The 15,596-nt window shown below is 67.8% G+C and carries 15 protein-coding genes and 1 tRNA gene; 7 read left to right on the top strand and 9 right to left on the bottom strand.

Going from position 1 to position 15,596, the window contains the following annotated elements; translation table 11 throughout:
* Positions 1–19 precede the first annotated feature (19 nt).
* Positions 20–766 (top strand): VIT1/CCC1 transporter family protein, encoded by a 747-nt coding sequence (locus ABEU20_RS02265; protein WP_420162755.1) that lies wholly within the window; start codon positions 20–22, stop codon positions 764–766.
* On the opposite strand, the gene ABEU20_RS02260 is transcribed toward ABEU20_RS02265, so the two are convergent.
* From ABEU20_RS02260 to ABEU20_RS02245, 4 genes are all read right to left on the bottom strand, one after another.
* On the bottom strand, positions 743–1,288 hold the full coding sequence (locus tag ABEU20_RS02260) for a protein-tyrosine phosphatase family protein (RefSeq protein ID WP_420162754.1): 546 nt from the start codon (positions 1,286–1,288) through the stop codon (positions 743–745). The genes ABEU20_RS02265 and ABEU20_RS02260 overlap by 24 nt on opposite strands.
* Positions 1,289–1,399: 111 nt before the next feature.
* Positions 1,400–1,471, bottom strand: a tRNA-Val gene (locus ABEU20_RS02255).
* Between the two features lie 34 nt (positions 1,472–1,505).
* Positions 1,506–1,970, bottom strand: coding sequence for a peroxiredoxin (locus ABEU20_RS02250; RefSeq protein ID WP_420162753.1), 465 nt, complete (start codon positions 1,968–1,970; stop codon positions 1,506–1,508).
* A gap of 85 nt (positions 1,971–2,055) precedes the next feature.
* On the bottom strand, positions 2,056–2,478 hold the full coding sequence (locus ABEU20_RS02245) for a DUF3052 domain-containing protein (protein WP_420162752.1): 423 nt from the start codon (positions 2,476–2,478) through the stop codon (positions 2,056–2,058).
* 390 nt (positions 2,479–2,868) lie between these two features.
* Between ABEU20_RS02245 and aceE the strand changes: the two genes are divergently transcribed.
* The 6 genes from aceE (at position 2,869) to ABEU20_RS02215 (ending at position 11,418) form a co-directional block, all read left to right on the top strand.
* A complete protein-coding gene (gene aceE / locus ABEU20_RS02240; protein WP_420162751.1) occupies positions 2,869–5,727 on the top strand; it encodes a pyruvate dehydrogenase (acetyl-transferring), homodimeric type in 2,859 nt (952 codons plus the stop codon).
* 98 nt (positions 5,728–5,825) lie between these two features.
* Positions 5,826–7,187: a PucR family transcriptional regulator gene (locus ABEU20_RS02235; protein WP_420162750.1), complete on the top strand. Its 1,362-nt coding sequence runs from the start codon at positions 5,826–5,828 to the stop codon at positions 7,185–7,187.
* Between the two features lie 127 nt (positions 7,188–7,314).
* Positions 7,315–8,232 carry an ACP S-malonyltransferase gene (locus tag ABEU20_RS02230; RefSeq protein WP_420162749.1) on the top strand — a complete coding sequence of 306 codons (918 nt, stop codon included), beginning with the start codon at positions 7,315–7,317 and terminating at the stop codon, positions 8,230–8,232.
* Positions 8,233–8,322: 90 nt separating this feature from the next.
* Positions 8,323–8,634: a meromycolate extension acyl carrier protein AcpM gene (gene acpM, locus ABEU20_RS02225; protein WP_420162748.1), complete on the top strand. Its 312-nt coding sequence runs from the start codon at positions 8,323–8,325 to the stop codon at positions 8,632–8,634.
* A 7-nt stretch (positions 8,635–8,641) separates the two neighbouring features.
* Positions 8,642–9,889: a KasA/KasB family beta-ketoacyl-ACP synthase gene (locus ABEU20_RS02220; protein ID WP_420162747.1), complete on the top strand. Its 1,248-nt coding sequence runs from the start codon at positions 8,642–8,644 to the stop codon at positions 9,887–9,889.
* A gap of 95 nt (positions 9,890–9,984) precedes the next feature.
* Positions 9,985–11,418, top strand: a complete 1,434-nt coding sequence (locus ABEU20_RS02215; RefSeq protein WP_420162746.1) for an acyl-CoA carboxylase subunit beta — start codon at positions 9,985–9,987, stop codon at positions 11,416–11,418.
* 115 nt (positions 11,419–11,533) lie between these two features.
* Here the strand turns inward: ABEU20_RS02215 and ABEU20_RS02210 are convergent, their stop codons facing one another.
* The 5 genes from ABEU20_RS02210 to ABEU20_RS02190 all read right to left on the bottom strand — a co-directional run bounded on the left by ABEU20_RS02210 (position 11,534) and on the right by ABEU20_RS02190 (position 15,583).
* Complete coding sequence (locus tag ABEU20_RS02210; RefSeq protein ID WP_420162745.1) at positions 11,534–11,950, bottom strand: hypothetical protein; 417 nt, start codon at positions 11,948–11,950, stop codon at positions 11,534–11,536.
* 693 nt (positions 11,951–12,643) lie between these two features.
* Positions 12,644–13,156 carry a DUF3145 domain-containing protein gene (locus ABEU20_RS02205; protein ID WP_420162744.1) on the bottom strand — a complete coding sequence of 171 codons (513 nt, stop codon included), beginning with the start codon at positions 13,154–13,156 and terminating at the stop codon, positions 12,644–12,646.
* Positions 13,157–13,299: 143 nt separating this feature from the next.
* Positions 13,300–14,118 (bottom strand): serine hydrolase domain-containing protein, encoded by an 819-nt coding sequence (locus ABEU20_RS02200; protein ID WP_420162743.1) that lies wholly within the window; start codon positions 14,116–14,118, stop codon positions 13,300–13,302.
* A 34-nt stretch (positions 14,119–14,152) separates the two neighbouring features.
* Entirely contained in the window at positions 14,153–15,280 is a 1,128-nt protein-coding gene (locus ABEU20_RS02195) for an NDMA-dependent alcohol dehydrogenase (RefSeq protein WP_420162742.1), read from the bottom strand.
* 153 nt (positions 15,281–15,433) lie between these two features.
* Positions 15,434–15,583, bottom strand: a complete 150-nt coding sequence (locus ABEU20_RS02190) for a hypothetical protein (RefSeq protein WP_420162741.1) — start codon at positions 15,581–15,583, stop codon at positions 15,434–15,436.
* Positions 15,584–15,596: the final 13 nt, after the last annotated feature.

Genomic DNA, 15,596 nt, shown 5'->3' with positions numbered 1-15,596 from the left:
CGGCAATACTCTTCGAGAGGTGACCTCGCACAAGGAGTCGCCCGAACAAGCCGGTCCGGCCGGTGTCCACGACGCCGAACCGCACCTGGGCTCGCTGTCGTCGCGCCTCAACTGGCTGCGCGCGGGCGTACTGGGCGCCAACGACGGCATCGTCTCCGTGGCCGGTCTGGTGGTCGGTGTCGCGGCGGCCACCACCGACCGCGGCCCCATCCTCACCGCGGGCCTGGCCGGCCTCGCCGCCGGCGCCGTGTCGATGGCGTTGGGCGAGTACGTCTCGGTCAGCACGCAACGCGACACCGAGCGGGCGCTGTTGGCCAAGGAGAAGCTCGAGCTGTCGACGATTCCCGACGCGGAACTCGCGGAACTCGCCGCGCTGTACCAGGCGAAGGGGTTGTCCCCGGAGACCGCGCAGAAGGTGGCCGAGGAATTGACCGAGCACGACGCGTTCGCCGCGCACGCGGAGGCCGAACTCGGGATCGACCCCGACGAACTCACCGACCCGTGGCAGGCCGCGGGCGCGTCGGCGATCTCGTTCACCGTCGGCGCGATCCTGCCGATGCTCGCGATCCTGTTGCCGCCGGCCACCGCGAGGATTCCGGTGACGTTCGTGGCCGTGTTGGTGGCGCTCGCGATCACGGGCAGCCTCAGCGCGCGACTGGGTGGGGCGCGCCGGTCCCGCGCCGTGCTGCGAGTGGTGACGGGCGGCGCGCTCGCGATGGCAGTCACCTACGGGATCGGACAGTTACTCGGGGTCGCGGGCGTCTGACGAGGACGCCGCCGGTTCGCCCAGCAGCCAGGCCTCGAACGCCTCGTTGCACAGGCAGGCCGGTGAGCGCCGCTCCCGCAGTACCGCGATCGCTCCGGCCGGGTCCGCCTCGTCGGACAGCACCATCGCCCGCGCCGCCACCAGGCTCGACCGGTTGAGCCCCACCTGGCAGTGGACCAGCACCGGGCCGGTCTCCCGGCACACGTTCACCCACGCCGCGAGGGCGTCGACCTGTTCGAACCCCTGCTCGGCACTGTCGTACATGCGCACGTACATCTCGGAATCGACGGTGTGCCGGATGTCGTACTGCTCCCACGGGTAGAGCGAGACGAGGTGTTTGACGAAGTCCGGCAGGACCAGGCCCTCCCGGCAGCCGCCCTGCCACAGGTTGAACGCGATCTCACTGATCACCGGGACATCGAACGGCAGGTGTTTGTGCGCAGTGATCCCGACCAGGTGCTGCCGCATCGGGTCCAGCCTGATGTCGATCGCTGTCGGATCGACGGTGGGGTCCGTCGCCATCTTCGTCCGTTCCGTCGTCGTCCCTCCAGTATCGGCTCGGCCGGGACAGGATTCGGTGTGAACGAACGTGAAAAACCCCGCATCGCAATGCGCGAGTGCGGGGTTTCGATGTGGGCGCGGAGGGTTTCGAACCCCCGACCGCTGGTGTGTAAAACCAGAGCTCTACCACTGAGCTACACGCCCGAAATCCGGCGACGTCGCGTCGCCGGATTTGCATTCAGGACTTTAGCGCGGTGAGCGCCTTCTCCCAAGCTGCCTGGTCACGGGGTTCGCCGGGGCCGTTCATCTCGGCGAACCGGATGACGCCTTCCTTGTCGATCGCGAAGGTGCCGCGATTGGCGAAGCCGAGTTTGTCGTTGAAGACGCCGTACGCCTCGGCGACCTCACCGTGCGGCCAGAAATCCGACAGCAGAGGAAATGTGTAACCCTGCTCGGCCGCCCAGATCTTGTGGGTCGGCGACGGGCCGACGGAGATCGCGAGAATCTCGGCGTCGTCGTTCTGGAACTTCGGGAGCTCGTCCCGTACGCGGCACAACTCGCCCTGGCAGACGCCGGTGAACGCCAACGGATAGAACACGAGAAGGACGTTCTTCTCACCCCGGAAGTCCGAGAGCGTGACTTCTTGGTTGTTCTGATCCTTGAGTGTGAAATCGGGCGCGACGGCGCCCACCTCGAGAGGCATGCCTGATCCTAACGTCGGGTACGGCAGCACATCCGTCACGACCAAAGTACGCCGTGCGGAGGGGCCTGGAAGAGACTTCGGGCGGTCAGCGCTTGGGTGCGCGGGCCTTCGGCTGCACCAGCCGGCTACCGCTCCACATGCCGAGATTCGCGGCCGAGGTCTGCGTCAGACCTGCGGTGGGTGCGGATTCGGCGATCTCGCTGGGCTCGACGTGTCCGGGCTGCCCGGTCTTCGGGGTGAGCACCCACACGAAGCCGTCGTCGGACAACGGGCCGATCGCGTCCATCAGGGCGTCGACCAGGTCACCGTCCCCGTCGCGCCACCACAGCAGCACGACGTCCATGACCTCGTCGGAGTCCTCGTCCACCATCTCCCCACCGATGGTCTCCTCCACCGCCGAACGAATGTCGTCGTCGGTGTCCTCGTCCCAGCCCAGTTCCTGAACCGCCATTTCGGGGGTGATGCCAAGCTTCTGAGCGTAGTTCTGAGCGTCCGCCGCGGCGACCACGGTGGTGTCCTCCTCTGTTCGGTCGGCCGCAGCACCTCGCGAAACCCTCCGCGTGGTCCTGCTGACCTTGTGGTGACGATCGATCTTCTGTCGATCAATAGGTGAAAGCGAACATGGTCGGGAGCTTTCGCGCAAGCCGACGACGCCGAAAACCTCGAGAAAGTCGCCCCCGATTCCTGAGAATCGCCGCGAACTGGACGTTCTCGGGCCGAACCGTCGGTCCGCGACGCGCCGGGTACCGGACAACAGGAGCGGGGGTGCCTCCCGAGTCCGGATGGGGAAAGATGAGGGCTGCGCCATATTCATATGGAAAGTCGGACGGTCCTAACAAGGACCGCCCGGATGGAGCGGACGCGACACCGCGCGTCCCACCACAATGAGGAGCACACCTTGTCAGACCTGATCCAGGGGCCCGCGTCTCAACCGAACGCCGACACACCGGGCGTTTCCGGAGCGGTCCAGCCACCTGCCGCGAATGCACAGCCCGGAGCCGACGGCCGGGTTCGCGTCATCCGCGAGGGCGTGGCGTCCTACCTGCCGGACATCGATCCGGACGAGACCACCGAGTGGCTCGAATCGTTCGACGGTCTGCTCGACCGTTCGGGATCGGCCCGCGCCCGCTACCTGATGCTGCGCCTGCTCGAGCGCGCCGGGGAGAAGCACGTGGCCATCCCCGCACTGACGTCCACCGACTACGTCAACACCATTCCGACCGAGAACGAGCCGTGGTTCCCCGGCGACGAGGACGTCGAGCGCCGGTACCGCGCCTGGATCCGCTGGAACGCCGCGATCATGGTGCACCGCGCGCAGCGGCCCGGCGTCGGCGTCGGTGGCCACATCTCGACGTACGCGTCGTCGGCCGCGCTCTACGAGGTCGGCTTCAACCACTTCTTCCGCGGCAAGGACCATCCGGGCGGCGGCGACCACATCTTCGTCCAAGGTCACGCGTCCCCGGGCATCTACGCTCGCGCGTTCCTCGAGGGCCGCATCCCTGCCGAGCAGATGGACGGCTTCCGCCAGGAGGCCAGCCACGCGCAGGCCGGCGGCGGTCTGCCCTCGTACCCGCATCCGCGCCTGCTCCCGGACTTCTGGGAGTTCCCGACGGTGTCGATGGGCCTGGGCCCGATGAACGCCATCTACCAGGCGCGCTTCAACCACTACCTGCACGATCGCGGTGTCAAGGACACCTCCGAGCAGCACGTGTGGGCGTTCCTCGGCGACGGCGAGATGGACGAGCCGGAGTCGCGCGGTCTCGCGCACGTCGCAGCCACCGAGGGCCTCGACAACCTGACCTTCGTCATCAACTGCAATCTGCAGCGTCTCGACGGCCCGGTCCGCGGCAACGGCAAGATCATCCAGGAGCTGGAGTCGTTCTTCCGCGGCGCCGGCTGGAACGTCATCAAGGTCGTGTGGGGCCGCGAGTGGGACTCGCTGCTGCACGCCGACAAGGACGGCGCGCTGGTCAACCTCATGAACGAGACGCCGGACGGCGACTTCCAGACGTACAAGGCCAACGACGGCGCGTTCGTCCGTGAGCACTTCTTCGGCCGCGACCCGCGCACCAAGGCGCTCGTCGCGGACATGACCGACCAGGAGATCTGGAACCTCAAGCGCGGCGGCCACGACTACCGCAAGATCCACGCGGCGTACGCGGCCGCGATGTCGCACAAGGGCCAGCCGACGGTGATCCTGGCGCACACCATCAAGGGCTACACCCTCGGCAAGCACTTCGAGGGCCGCAACGCCACACACCAGATGAAGAAGCTGACGCTCGACGACCTCAAGCGCTTCCGCGACATCCAGCGCATCCCGATCTCCGACGCGGAGCTCGAGAAGGATCCGTACCTGCCCCCGTACTACCACCCCGGTACGGACTCCCCGGAGATCCAGTACATGCTGCAGCGTCGCAAGGCGCTCGGCGGGTTCCTGCCGTCTCGCCGCACCGACGCCGCACCGCTCCCGCAGCCCGCGGACAAGACCTACGACGTCGTCCGCAAGGGCTCCGGCAAGCAGGAGGTCGCGACCACTATGGCGGTCGTGCGCATCCTCAAGGAGCTGTTGCGGGACAAGGAGATCGGCAAGCGCATCGTGCCGATCATCCCCGACGAGGCCCGCACCTTCGGCATGGACTCGTGGTTCCCGTCGCTGAAGATCTACAACCGCAACGGCCAGCTGTACACGTCGGTCGACGCCGAACTGATGCTCGCCTACAAGGAGAGCACCGTCGGCCAGATCCTCCACGAGGGCATCAACGAGGCCGGCTCGACGTCGTCGTTCACCGCGGTCGGCACCTCGTACGCGACGCACGGCGAGCCGATGATCCCGGTCTACATCTTCTACTCGATGTTCGGCTTCCAGCGGACCGGCGACGGCCTGTGGGCAGCGGCGGACCAGATGGCCCGCGGCTTCGTGCTCGGCGCCACCGCCGGGCGCACCACCCTCACCGGTGAGGGTCTGCAGCACGCCGACGGTCACTCGCTGCTGCTGGCGTCGACCAACCCGGCGGCGGTGTCCTACGATCCGTCGTTCTCGTACGAGATCGCGCACATCGTCAAGGACGGTCTGCGCCGGATGTACGGCGGCACCCCGGGCGTGGACGGCTTCGGTGGCGAGAACATCTTCTACTACCTGACCGTCTACAACGAGCCGTACCAGCAGCCCGCCGAGCCGGAGAACCTCGACGTCGACGGCCTGCTCAAGGGCATCTACCTGTACAAGCCGGCCGAGAATTCGGGGCCGCGCGCCCAGATCCTCGTCTCCGGCGTCACGATGCCGGACGGTGTGCGCGCGCAGCAGCTGCTCGCGGACGAGTGGGGCGTGGCCGCGGACCTGTGGTCGGTGACGTCGTGGGGCGAGCTGCGCCGCGACGGCGTCGAATGCGAGCGTCAGGCGCTGCACAACCCCGGCGCCGACGCTCCGACCCCGTACGTGACGAAGGCGCTCTCGCAGGCGCAGGGCCCGTTCGTCGCCGCCTCCGACTGGATGCGCGCGGTGCCGGACCAGATCCGCCAGTGGGTCCCGGGCTCGTACACGACGCTCGGCACCGACGGGTTCGGCTTCTCCGACACCCGCCCGGCCGCGCGCCGCTTCTTCAACGTCGATGCCGAGTCGATCGTCGTCGCGGTGCTCTCCGCGTTGGCGAAGTCCGGTGAGATCGACCGGTCGAAGGCCGTCGAGGCCGCTGCCCGATACCGGATCGACGACGTGCTGGCCGCGCCGGTGTCGACGTCGGATCCCGGCGTCGCCTGAGCAGACCCGACCACGCGGCCTCGCCGCCGCTGAACACGCCCGTCGCCGGCTCGAGTGTCCCCGAGACCTCGTACCGGCGGCGGGCGTAAGTTCCTTTCATGGCCGAGGATCAGCCCGAGAGGTCGAACAGCTCGTCGGAGGTGCCCGCGCTGCACGAGGCGCCGGCGCCGACCCCGGCGCGACGGGTCCGCTTCCAGCCCCCGCCCCCCGGTACCGGCGGACGGCCCACCCGCGATTCGCTGCCGGACGCACTGTTGCGCCGGGTCAAGCAGTTCTCGGGGCGACTGTCCACCGAGGCGATCGCCTCGTTGCAGGACCAGCTGCCGTTCTTCGCCGACCTCGACGCCGAGCAACGCGCGAGCGTCCAGATGATCGTCCAGAAGTCGGTCGTGAACTTCCTCGAGTGGCTCACCGACTCGGAGAGCGACATCCGCTTCACCATCGACGCCTACCAGGTGATTCCGCAGGACCTCGCCCGCCGACTGACACTGCGCCAGACCGTCGACATGGTGCGTGTGGCGATGGAGTTCTTCGAGCAGCGGCTGCCCGCACTCGCCCGTAACGACCGCCAACTGGTGGCGCTCACCGAGGCGATCCTGCGGTACGGCCGCGAGTTGGGCTTCGCCGCCGCCTCCGTGTACGCCAGCGCGGCCGAGTCCCGTGGCGCGTGGGACACCCGGCTCGAGGCCCTGGTCGTCGATGCGGTGGTGCGCGGTGACACCGGCGCCGATCTGCAGTCCCGCGCCGCGACCCTCAACTGGGACGCCACCGCCCCCGCGACGGTCATCGTGGGCACTCCCCCGCCCGAGGAGAGCGTGTCGGTGATCAGCACCGTGCACAGCACGGCGCAGCGGCACGGCCGCGGCGCGCTGGCGGTGATCCAGGGCGACCGTCTCGTCCTCGTCGTCAGCGGCGAGTTGCACGGCAGCAAGGCGGCCCGGGAGTTCATGACGGATCTGATGGACAAGTTCTCCGAGGGACCCGTCGTGATCGGACCCACCACCCCGAGCCTGGGCGCCGCACACTTCAGTGCGGTCGAGGCGCTGGCGGGGATGGAGGCCGTCGTGGGGTGGCGCGGCGCGCCCCGGCCGGTGTTCGCAGCGGAGCTCCTGCCCGAACGTGCCCTGCTCGGGGACACCGCGGCGGTCGTCGCTCTGAACGAGCGTTTGATCCACCCGCTGTCCGTCTCGGGAACCGCCCTCGCGGACACCCTCGACGCCTATCTGGACTCCGGCGGTGCCGTCGAGGCGTGTGCCCGTCAGCTGTTTGTTCATCCAAATACGGTTCGGTACCGCTTGAAGCGAATTTCAGAAATCACGGGACGGGATCCCACCAATCCGCGCGACGCGTATGTGCTCCGCGTCGCAGCGACGGTCGGTCGACTTGCCCAAACGCCCGTTCAAACGTCGACTTCCGACACATCCGTCACAAATTTCACAATCCGGAACGTTGGCACGTAACGCGAGGGCGCCCGATTTCGATAGCGGCCGGCGACGTGCATTTTTGTAGGGAACCTACAAAACACGTGTCCGGGATTCATCCCCGACAACATCTCGCGTCGCGGTGCGAGGGTGTTCCCTGGAATGCGTGATTTCGTTGCTAGCCCCGGGTCAGGGCTCTCAGACACCCGGCATGCTCAGCCCCTGGCTGGACCTGCCGGGCGCGCACGATCGCGTGACACTGTGGTCGAAGGCTGCCGGCCTCGATCTCGTCCGGCTCGGCACCACCGCCACGGCCGAGGAGATCACCGACACGGCAGTTACTCAGCCGCTGGTCGTCGCCGCCGCGCTCCTCGCCTACGAGGAACTCGAACGGCGCGACCTGATTCCCGCCGACACGATCGCCGCCGGACACTCGGTCGGCGAACTCGCTGCGGCGGCAGTCGCCGGGGTGCTCTCGCCCGACGACGCCGTGACCCTCGCCGCGATCCGCGGCGCGGAGATGGCGAAGGCCTGTGCCCTCGAGCCCACCGGAATGTCGGCGGTCCTCGGCGGGGACGAGGCCGCGGTGCTGTCCCGGCTCGAGGAACTCGACCTCACGCCGGCCAACCGCAACGCGGCCGGGCAGATCGTCGCGGCCGGGCGGCTCGATGCTCTCGAGCAGCTCGCCGCGAATCCTCCGGAGAAGGCCCGCGTGCGCGCCCTCCCGGTCGCCGGGGCGTTCCACACCCGGTTCATGGCACCGGCGCAGGACGCCGTCGCCGCCGCGGCCGCACGGATCACCCCCGGGGATCCGACGCGAACGCTGCTGTCCAATTCGGACGGCGCGCCGGTCACTTCCGGCGCGGACGCCCTGACTAAGCTGGCCGCGCAGGTGACCCGACCTGTGCGCTGGGACCTGTGCACCGCGACGCTGCGGACCGCCCAGGTCGCGGCCATCACGGAACTCCCTCCGGCAGGCACCCTGATCGGGATCGCCAAGCGTGAGATGCGTGGCACCCCGACGGTGGCGCTGAAATCTCCCGGAGACATTCCCGCCCTGACCGAACTCACCGAAATCGGTTAGCTCCGTGCGCGCGCACCACGCACGCACCGGTCCGGCCGCGGTCGGACCGAACACCGAGACACGAACATCGAACAAGAAGGGAGCCACCTAGTGGCCGCCAACCAGGAAGACATCATCGCCAACCTCGCCGAGATCATCGAAGAGGTCACCGGCATCGAGCCGTCCGAGGTCACCATCGAGAAGTCGTTCGTCGACGACCTCGACATCGACTCGCTGTCCATGGTCGAGATCGCGGTCCAGACCGAGGACAAGTACGGCGTGAAGATCCCGGACGAGGATCTGGCCGGTCTGCGCACCGTCGGCGATGTCGTCGCCTACATCCAGAAGGTCGAGGCCCAGGGTGGCGAGGCCGCCGAGACCGTCAAGGCCAAGCTCGAGGCCGCCAAGAACGACGACGAGTGAGCCAACCGTGACTTCCGCTTCTGCCCGAGGGCGATTACCGAACATCGTCGTCACCAGCCTTGCGGCTACGACGTCGGTTGCCGGAGATGTGGATGGCACATGGAAGGGCCTGCTGGCCGGTGAGAGCGGCATCGATGTTCTCCACGGCTCGTTCGTCGAGGAATTCGATCTGCCGGTGCGTTTCGGTGGCCAACTCAAGGTCCCGTTCGACGATGCACTGAGCCGGGTCGAGATCCGACGGATGAGCTTCGTGGAGCGGCTCGCACTCGTTCTCGGTCGACAGGTCTGGCAGAACGCCGGCAGCCCCGAGGTCGACAAGGATCGTCTCGGGGTTGTCATCGGCACCGGACTCGGCGGCGGCGAAGCTCTCATCGACGCCGTCGACAAGCTGCGCGAGGGCGGATACCGCAAGGTGTCGCCGTTCGCGGTCCAGATGGTGATGCCGAACGGTCCCTCGGCAACCGTCGGTCTCGAGCTCGGCGCGCGCGCCGGTGTCATCACGCCGGTCTCGGCGTGTTCGTCCGGGTCGGAGGCCATCGCTCATGCGTTCCGCATGATCGCGCTGGGCGACGCGGACATCGTCGTCACGGGTGGTGTGGAGGGCGCTATCGGCTCGGTTCCGATCGCGAGCTTCGCCATGATGCGCGCGCTCAGCACCCGGAACGACGACCCGAAGGCGGCCTCGCGCCCCTTCGACAAGGACCGGGACGGGTTCGTCTTCGGTGAGGCCGGAGCCTTGATGATCCTCGAGACGGAGGAACATGCGAAGGCACGTGGGGCGACGATCCACGCGCGCGTGCTGGGCGCCGGCATCACCTCGGACGGTTTCCACATCGTGGCGCCCGATCCGGAAGGCACGGGCGCGGCACGCGCTATGTCCCGGGCCATCGAGACCGCAGGTCTCACCAAGTCCGACATCAAGCACGTCAACGCGCATGCGACCGCCACCCCGATCGGCGACATCGCCGAGAGCATCGCCATCAAGGCAGCGGTCGGCACGCATCCCGCGGTGTACGCGCCCAAGTCGGCCCTGGGCCACTCGATCGGCGCCGTCGGCGCCCTCGAGGCTGTGCTCACGGTCCTCAGCGTGCGGGAGGGTGTCATTCCTCCCACACTGAATGTGGACAACCAGGATCCGGAGATCGATCTCGACGTCGTGAAGGGTGAACCCCGCTACGGCGACATCGATTTCGCGATCAACAACTCGTTCGGTTTCGGTGGGCACAACGTCGCGCTCGCCTTCGGCCGGGCATAACCCAGCCGAACCTTGCTGGATCGCCAGGTGGGGACCCGCACCCGGGTCCCCACCCCCGAACCTTCGCCCCAGGTGGGCGTGCTCAGGAGGACATCATGACCGTCTTGGCTCCCGCGACGCAGTCCGAAGCATCGACCGATCCGCGCGATCCGCTCGCGCGTCTCGCCAAGTTGTTCGATGCCGGCACCGTCGTACCGCTACACGACCGCGACAAGTCCGGTGTGCTTGCCGCATCGGGTGAGATCGACGGTGTTCGCACCATCGCCTACTGCTCCGACGCCACCGTCATGGGCGGCGCGATGGGCGTCTACGGCTGCAAGCACATCGTCGCCGCGATCGACACCGCCATCGCCGAGAAGGCCCCCGTCATCGGCCTGTGGCACTCCGGCGGTGCGCGCCTCGCCGAGGGCGTCGAGGCTCTGCACGCCGTCGGACTCGTCTTCGAGGCCATGGTCCGCGCGTCCGGTCTCGTCCCGCAGATCTCCGTCGTGCTCGGCTTCGCTGCCGGCGGCGCCGCGTACGGCCCCGCGCTCACCGACGTCGTGATCATGGCCCCCGAGGGTCGTGTGTTCGTCACCGGACCGGACGTCGTCAAGAGCGTGACCGGCGAGCAGGTCGACATGGCAACCCTCGGTGGACCCGACACCCACAGCAAGAAGTCCGGCGTCGCGCACATCGCCGCGCGCGACGAGGACGACGCCTACCACCGCGCACGCCGCCTGGTGTCGATGTTCTGCGAGCAGGGCGAGTTCGATCTCGCGGCCGCCGAGCACGGCGACACCGACCTGCGTGCGCTGATGCCGGAGTCGGCCAAGCGCGCCTACGACGTGCGTCCGATCGTGCACGAGTTCCTCGACAACGTCGAGGGCGAGTCGAGTTTCGAGGAGCTGCAGGGCAACTGGGCCCGCAGCATCGTCACCGGTGTCGGTCGCCTCGGTGGCCGGACGGTCGGCGTCATCGCGAACAACCCGCTGCGCCTCGGCGGTTGCCTCAACTCGGAGAGCGCCGAGAAGTCGGCCCGCTTCGTGCGTCTGTGCGACGCCTTCGGCATCCCGCTGGTCGTGATCGTCGACGTTCCCGGCTACCTGCCCGGCGTCGGCCAGGAGTGGGAGGGCGTCGTGCGCCGCGGCGCGAAGCTGCTGCACGCGTTCGCCGAGGCGGCGGTCCCCCGTGTCACGCTGGTCACCCGGAAGATCTACGGCGGCGCCTACATCGCGATGAACTCTCGGGCGCTCGGTGCGACCGCGGTCTACGCGTGGCCCGATTCCGAGGTTGCCGTCATGGGCGCCAAGGCCGCTGTCGGCATCCTGCACAAGCGTGCTCTCGCGGCAGCACCCGAGGAGGAGCGCGAGGCCCTGCACGATCGCCTCGCCGAGGAGCACGAAGCCCTCGCCGGTGGCGTCGGCCGTGCGATCTCGATCGGCGTCGTCGACGAGACGATCGATCCCGCCAAGACGCGCAGCATGATCACTCGCGCACTCGCCGCGGCGCCCGCGAACCGCGGACAGCACAAGAACATCCCGCTGTAAGCCGCTCCGGCACAGTCGAACACCGAGAGGACGAGGCCTCCCGCACCTGCGGGAGGCCTCGGCTTCGTCTGCGGCGGACGTCCCCGGACCGATCACTCGGAACGCGGTTCGCCCGTCAGCCTTCGAGGCTGCCGGTCACGTCGACCGACGAACCACCCGCGCTCCCGGCGACGCTACCGACCGAGCTGCCGAGACTGCTCGTCGAGCTTCCCAGGCTCCCCGAACTGCCCAGACTTCCGGAGCTGCCCAGACTTCCCGGTTCCGGATCCGGCGCGAAATTCCAATGGGTGCACCCGAACTGGAGGCTGTCGACGTAGGAGGTCGACCCGCCCGCGCCGGTCCCGACGTTGACCCCGTACGCGTAGATCTGCGCCCTCGGGTTCGCCGCCTTGATCTGGGACAGCGACACCGGGTTCGCCTGCCCGCCGGTGGCACCGGCGATCGACTGGGTGCTCCACCACTGCCCGTTCTCGAGCCCGGTCTCGTCCACCCAGCCCGCCGTGGGTCCGTTCGGGATGCGGTCCCAGACCAACGAGGTGAAGCCGAGGGGCTGCCGTCGGTTCGGCTCGCTCCGATCACCTTGAACTGGTACGACGCGGACGCGCCGGCCGACGTGTTCACCCGGAACCCGAGATCGGTCGCGCCCTCCAGGGGCGTCAGCCCGAACTGGTAGTAGTCGACCTTCTGGGAGTTGTCCGCCGCACTCAACTCGATCGAGCCGTCGTCGGTCGCCCCCGCCGGCCCGTCCACGAACTCGGGTGCAGTTCCGTCCAACGGAGCCCAGCCCTGCTGGTCCGACGGATGCACCGCACGATCCCCGCAACCCGGCGCCTGTGCGGTCGCCGTGCCCGGGAGTAGACTCGTCGCCACCGCAGCGACGACGATGGATCCCGCGAAAACTCCACGTATTCTGGTCATTCCACGCCCTCCGAATGTCGTCGAAAAGTCATCGAAACGGTCATTTCGCAGTCGCCGACCCGACTCTCCTGAACCACGGGTTGCGACGTTTCACGTTCTTTCGACCACGCGCACAAAGGACGCTATCGGCAACAACCGGTCCACCGGATGGAAACTGCGAAACGAGCCCGTTTCGGACCGACTCTCGCGCTCCCGAAAGGGCAGTACCCCAACATCTTTCGAGAACTCAGACGGCCGTCCGTTTGAGAAAAATTCGTTGTACCGCAACCAGATTCGCCTCGGACTTCGAGAGGTGGAGCAACAGAGGTCAACCCACGTCGCGACGCAGCCAGGTCACCTCGGCACCCTCACCACCACTGCGGTACGGTTCGAGCACGTCGTCCCATTCGGTGCCGAGCGCGTGCGCAAGTGCGTCCGCCAGATCATCTTCTCGATCCATCAGCAGGGACCGCAGCCGCATCTCCCCCACCACCACGTCGCCGCACGCGCTCGTCGCACCGTGCCACAGGCCGAGGCCGGGGACGTGGCTGTATCGCTCACCGTCGACGCCGTCGCTCGGATTCTCGGTCACCTCGAAGTACAACATCGGCCACGCCCGCAACGCCGCGGCGACGCGGGACGCGGTGCCCACCGGCCCGATCCAGTCACAGGTTGCCCGCAGTGTGCCGGCGGCGGCCGGCTGGGCGGTCCACCTCAGGTTGGGCCGGGCATCGAGGATCGAGGTGAGTGCCCACTCGACATGCGGGCACAGCGCGGCGGGCGACGCGTGGACGTAGACAACTCCGGCCGTCGCATCCGCGAACTGGTTCAACGAGCGCACTGCAACACCTCCAGCTTCGACGAGGGACGTCTTCCCCAACGACCTCGGCCGATACATGGAGCTGGATGCGCCGCAACGGGACACACCGTCGACCAGTGTGCCCTGTGATACCACTGTTACGCCAGTGGTAGCTGTAAATTGATCTACCCGCGACCGCTGAGGTCGGCGACGACCGCGTCGCCGAGGTCGGTCCACAGCGGCTTGGCCCAGTCCCCGAATGCCCGGTCGGTGAGGACGACGCAGGCCGCGTCCAGGGCCGGGTCGACCCACAGGAACGTCCCGGACTGCCCGAAGTGACCGTAGGTCGCGGGCGAGTTGCCGGTGCCGGTCCAGTGCGGCGACTTGCCGCTCTTGATCTCGAAGCCCAAGCCCCAGTCGTTGGGCCGCTGCGCGCCGTAGCCGGGCAGCAGGCCGGCCAGCCCCGGGAACTGCACGGTGGTGGCCTCGGCGTGTGTCTGTGGGGAGACCAGCGTGGGCCGGAGCAGCTCGGCCGCGAATCGACTCAGGTCATCGACACTGGCCTGCGCGCCGTGGCCCGCCGGTCCGACGAGCGCCGCGGTCGCCATCCCCAGCGGCGCGAACACACCCTCGGACACATACTCGGCGAACGGAATGCCCGTCTCGGCCTCGACGAAATCCGCCAGCACCTCGTACCCCGCGCTCGAGTAGATCCGCTTGGCCCCCGGCTCCGCCTGCACGCGGTGTTCACCGAAGGCGAGGCCCGACGCATGCGCGAGTAGGTGCCGCACCGTGGCGCCGGGCGGGCCGGCGGGCTGGTCCAGTTCCACCGCGCCCTCTTCGACGGCGACGAGGGTGGCGTACGCGCACAACAGCTTCGTGACCGAAGCGAGCGGGTACACCCGCTGCCGGTCCCCGAAATGCGCAACGCCTCGGCTGCCGTCGACGACGGCAGCCGAGGCGTTGTCCACCGGCCATTGCCCGATCCGATCGAGAGTCTGCACCCGATCAGACTACGAGGGCCACTGGGTCAGGCACTCACCAGTCCGCTTCGGTGTAGCGAATGACACCGCGGATGTTCTTGTTGTCGAGCATGTCCTGGTAGCCGTCGTTGAGCTGCTCGAGCGAGTAGGTGTTGGTCACCATGTCCTCGAGGTTGAGCAGGCCCGCCCGGTACAGGTTGAGCAGGTTCGGGATGTCGACACGGGCGTTGCAGCCACCGAAGATGTTGCCCTTGAGGTCCTTCTGCAGCATCGACATCAGGAACGTGTTGAGCCTGACGTCCATGTCGGCCATGTGGCCCATCGCGGTGACGACGCAGCGGCCGTTCTTGGCGGTGAGCGTCATGGCGGGGTCGATGTACTCGCCCTTCATCTCACCGACCGTGATGATGGTCTTCTGGCACATGCGGCCCCACGTGATCTCCATGATCGGGGCGATCGCCTCTTCCATGGACGGGAACGCGTGCGTGGCACCGAACTTGAGGGCCTGCTCGCGCTTGAAGGGCGACGGGTCGATCGCGAACACGTGGCGTGCGCCCGACGCGACGGCGCCCTGCAGCGCGCTCATGCCGACACCGCCGACGCCGATGATGGCCACCGACTCACCCGGCTTGACCTCGGCGATGTGCGTCGCCGAGCCCCACCCGGTCGGAACGCCACAGCCGACGAGGGCCGCGAGCTCGAACGGGATGTCCTTGTCGATCTTGACGACGGAGGACTCGTGCACGGTCATGTACGGAGCGAACGTGCCGAGCAGGCACATCGGAATGACGTTCTGGCCCCGCGCCTGGATGCGGTAGGTGCCGTCGGAGATGGCCTGGCCACTGAGCAGCCCCATGCCGAGATCGCACAGGTTCGAGTGACCCTCCGAACACGACGGACAGCGTCCGCACGCCGGGATGAACGAGAGCACGACGTGGTCGCCCACCTCGACGCCCGTGACGCCCTCACCGACCTTGGTGATGACACCGGAGCCCTCGTGCCCACCCATCGCGGGGTATGACGGCATCGGCGTCGCACCGGTCACGATGTGGTGGTCGGAGTGGCACATGCCGGCAGCTTCCATGCGGATCTGCACCTCGCCGGCAACCGGGTCACCGAGCTCGATCTCCTCGATCGACCACTTCTCGTTGACACCCCACAGCAGCGCGCCCTTGGTCTTCATTGATTCCGCCCTTCGATACCGACTACCAATGGCTGTGACGATAGCCACAAATCTTTCAAATTGAAACATGTTCTAGGTGCCGAGTAGTGAAACCGCCCGCTGACCGGGAGATTTACACCGCCCGCACCGGTGTAACGCGTGCTGATGAATCGGTCAGTCGACCAGTTGCCGCCGCCCGGACACCCGCACCGACGACGAATCGTTCATGCCCGCGCCGTCCCCCTGACGCCCGCGGTGCGCCGGGACGACACCGGCGGAGTCGAAGCTGTGCAACCGAGTTCGATCCGACCCAGACCATTCCATGCGACCAGGAGAT

Source organism: Rhodococcus parequi (assembly GCF_046042785.1).
Classification (GTDB): domain Bacteria; phylum Actinomycetota; class Actinomycetes; order Mycobacteriales; family Mycobacteriaceae; genus Prescottella; species Prescottella parequi.
Note: the sequence above shows the minus strand (reverse complement) of the source record. Positions and strands in the feature narration are given on the sequence as shown.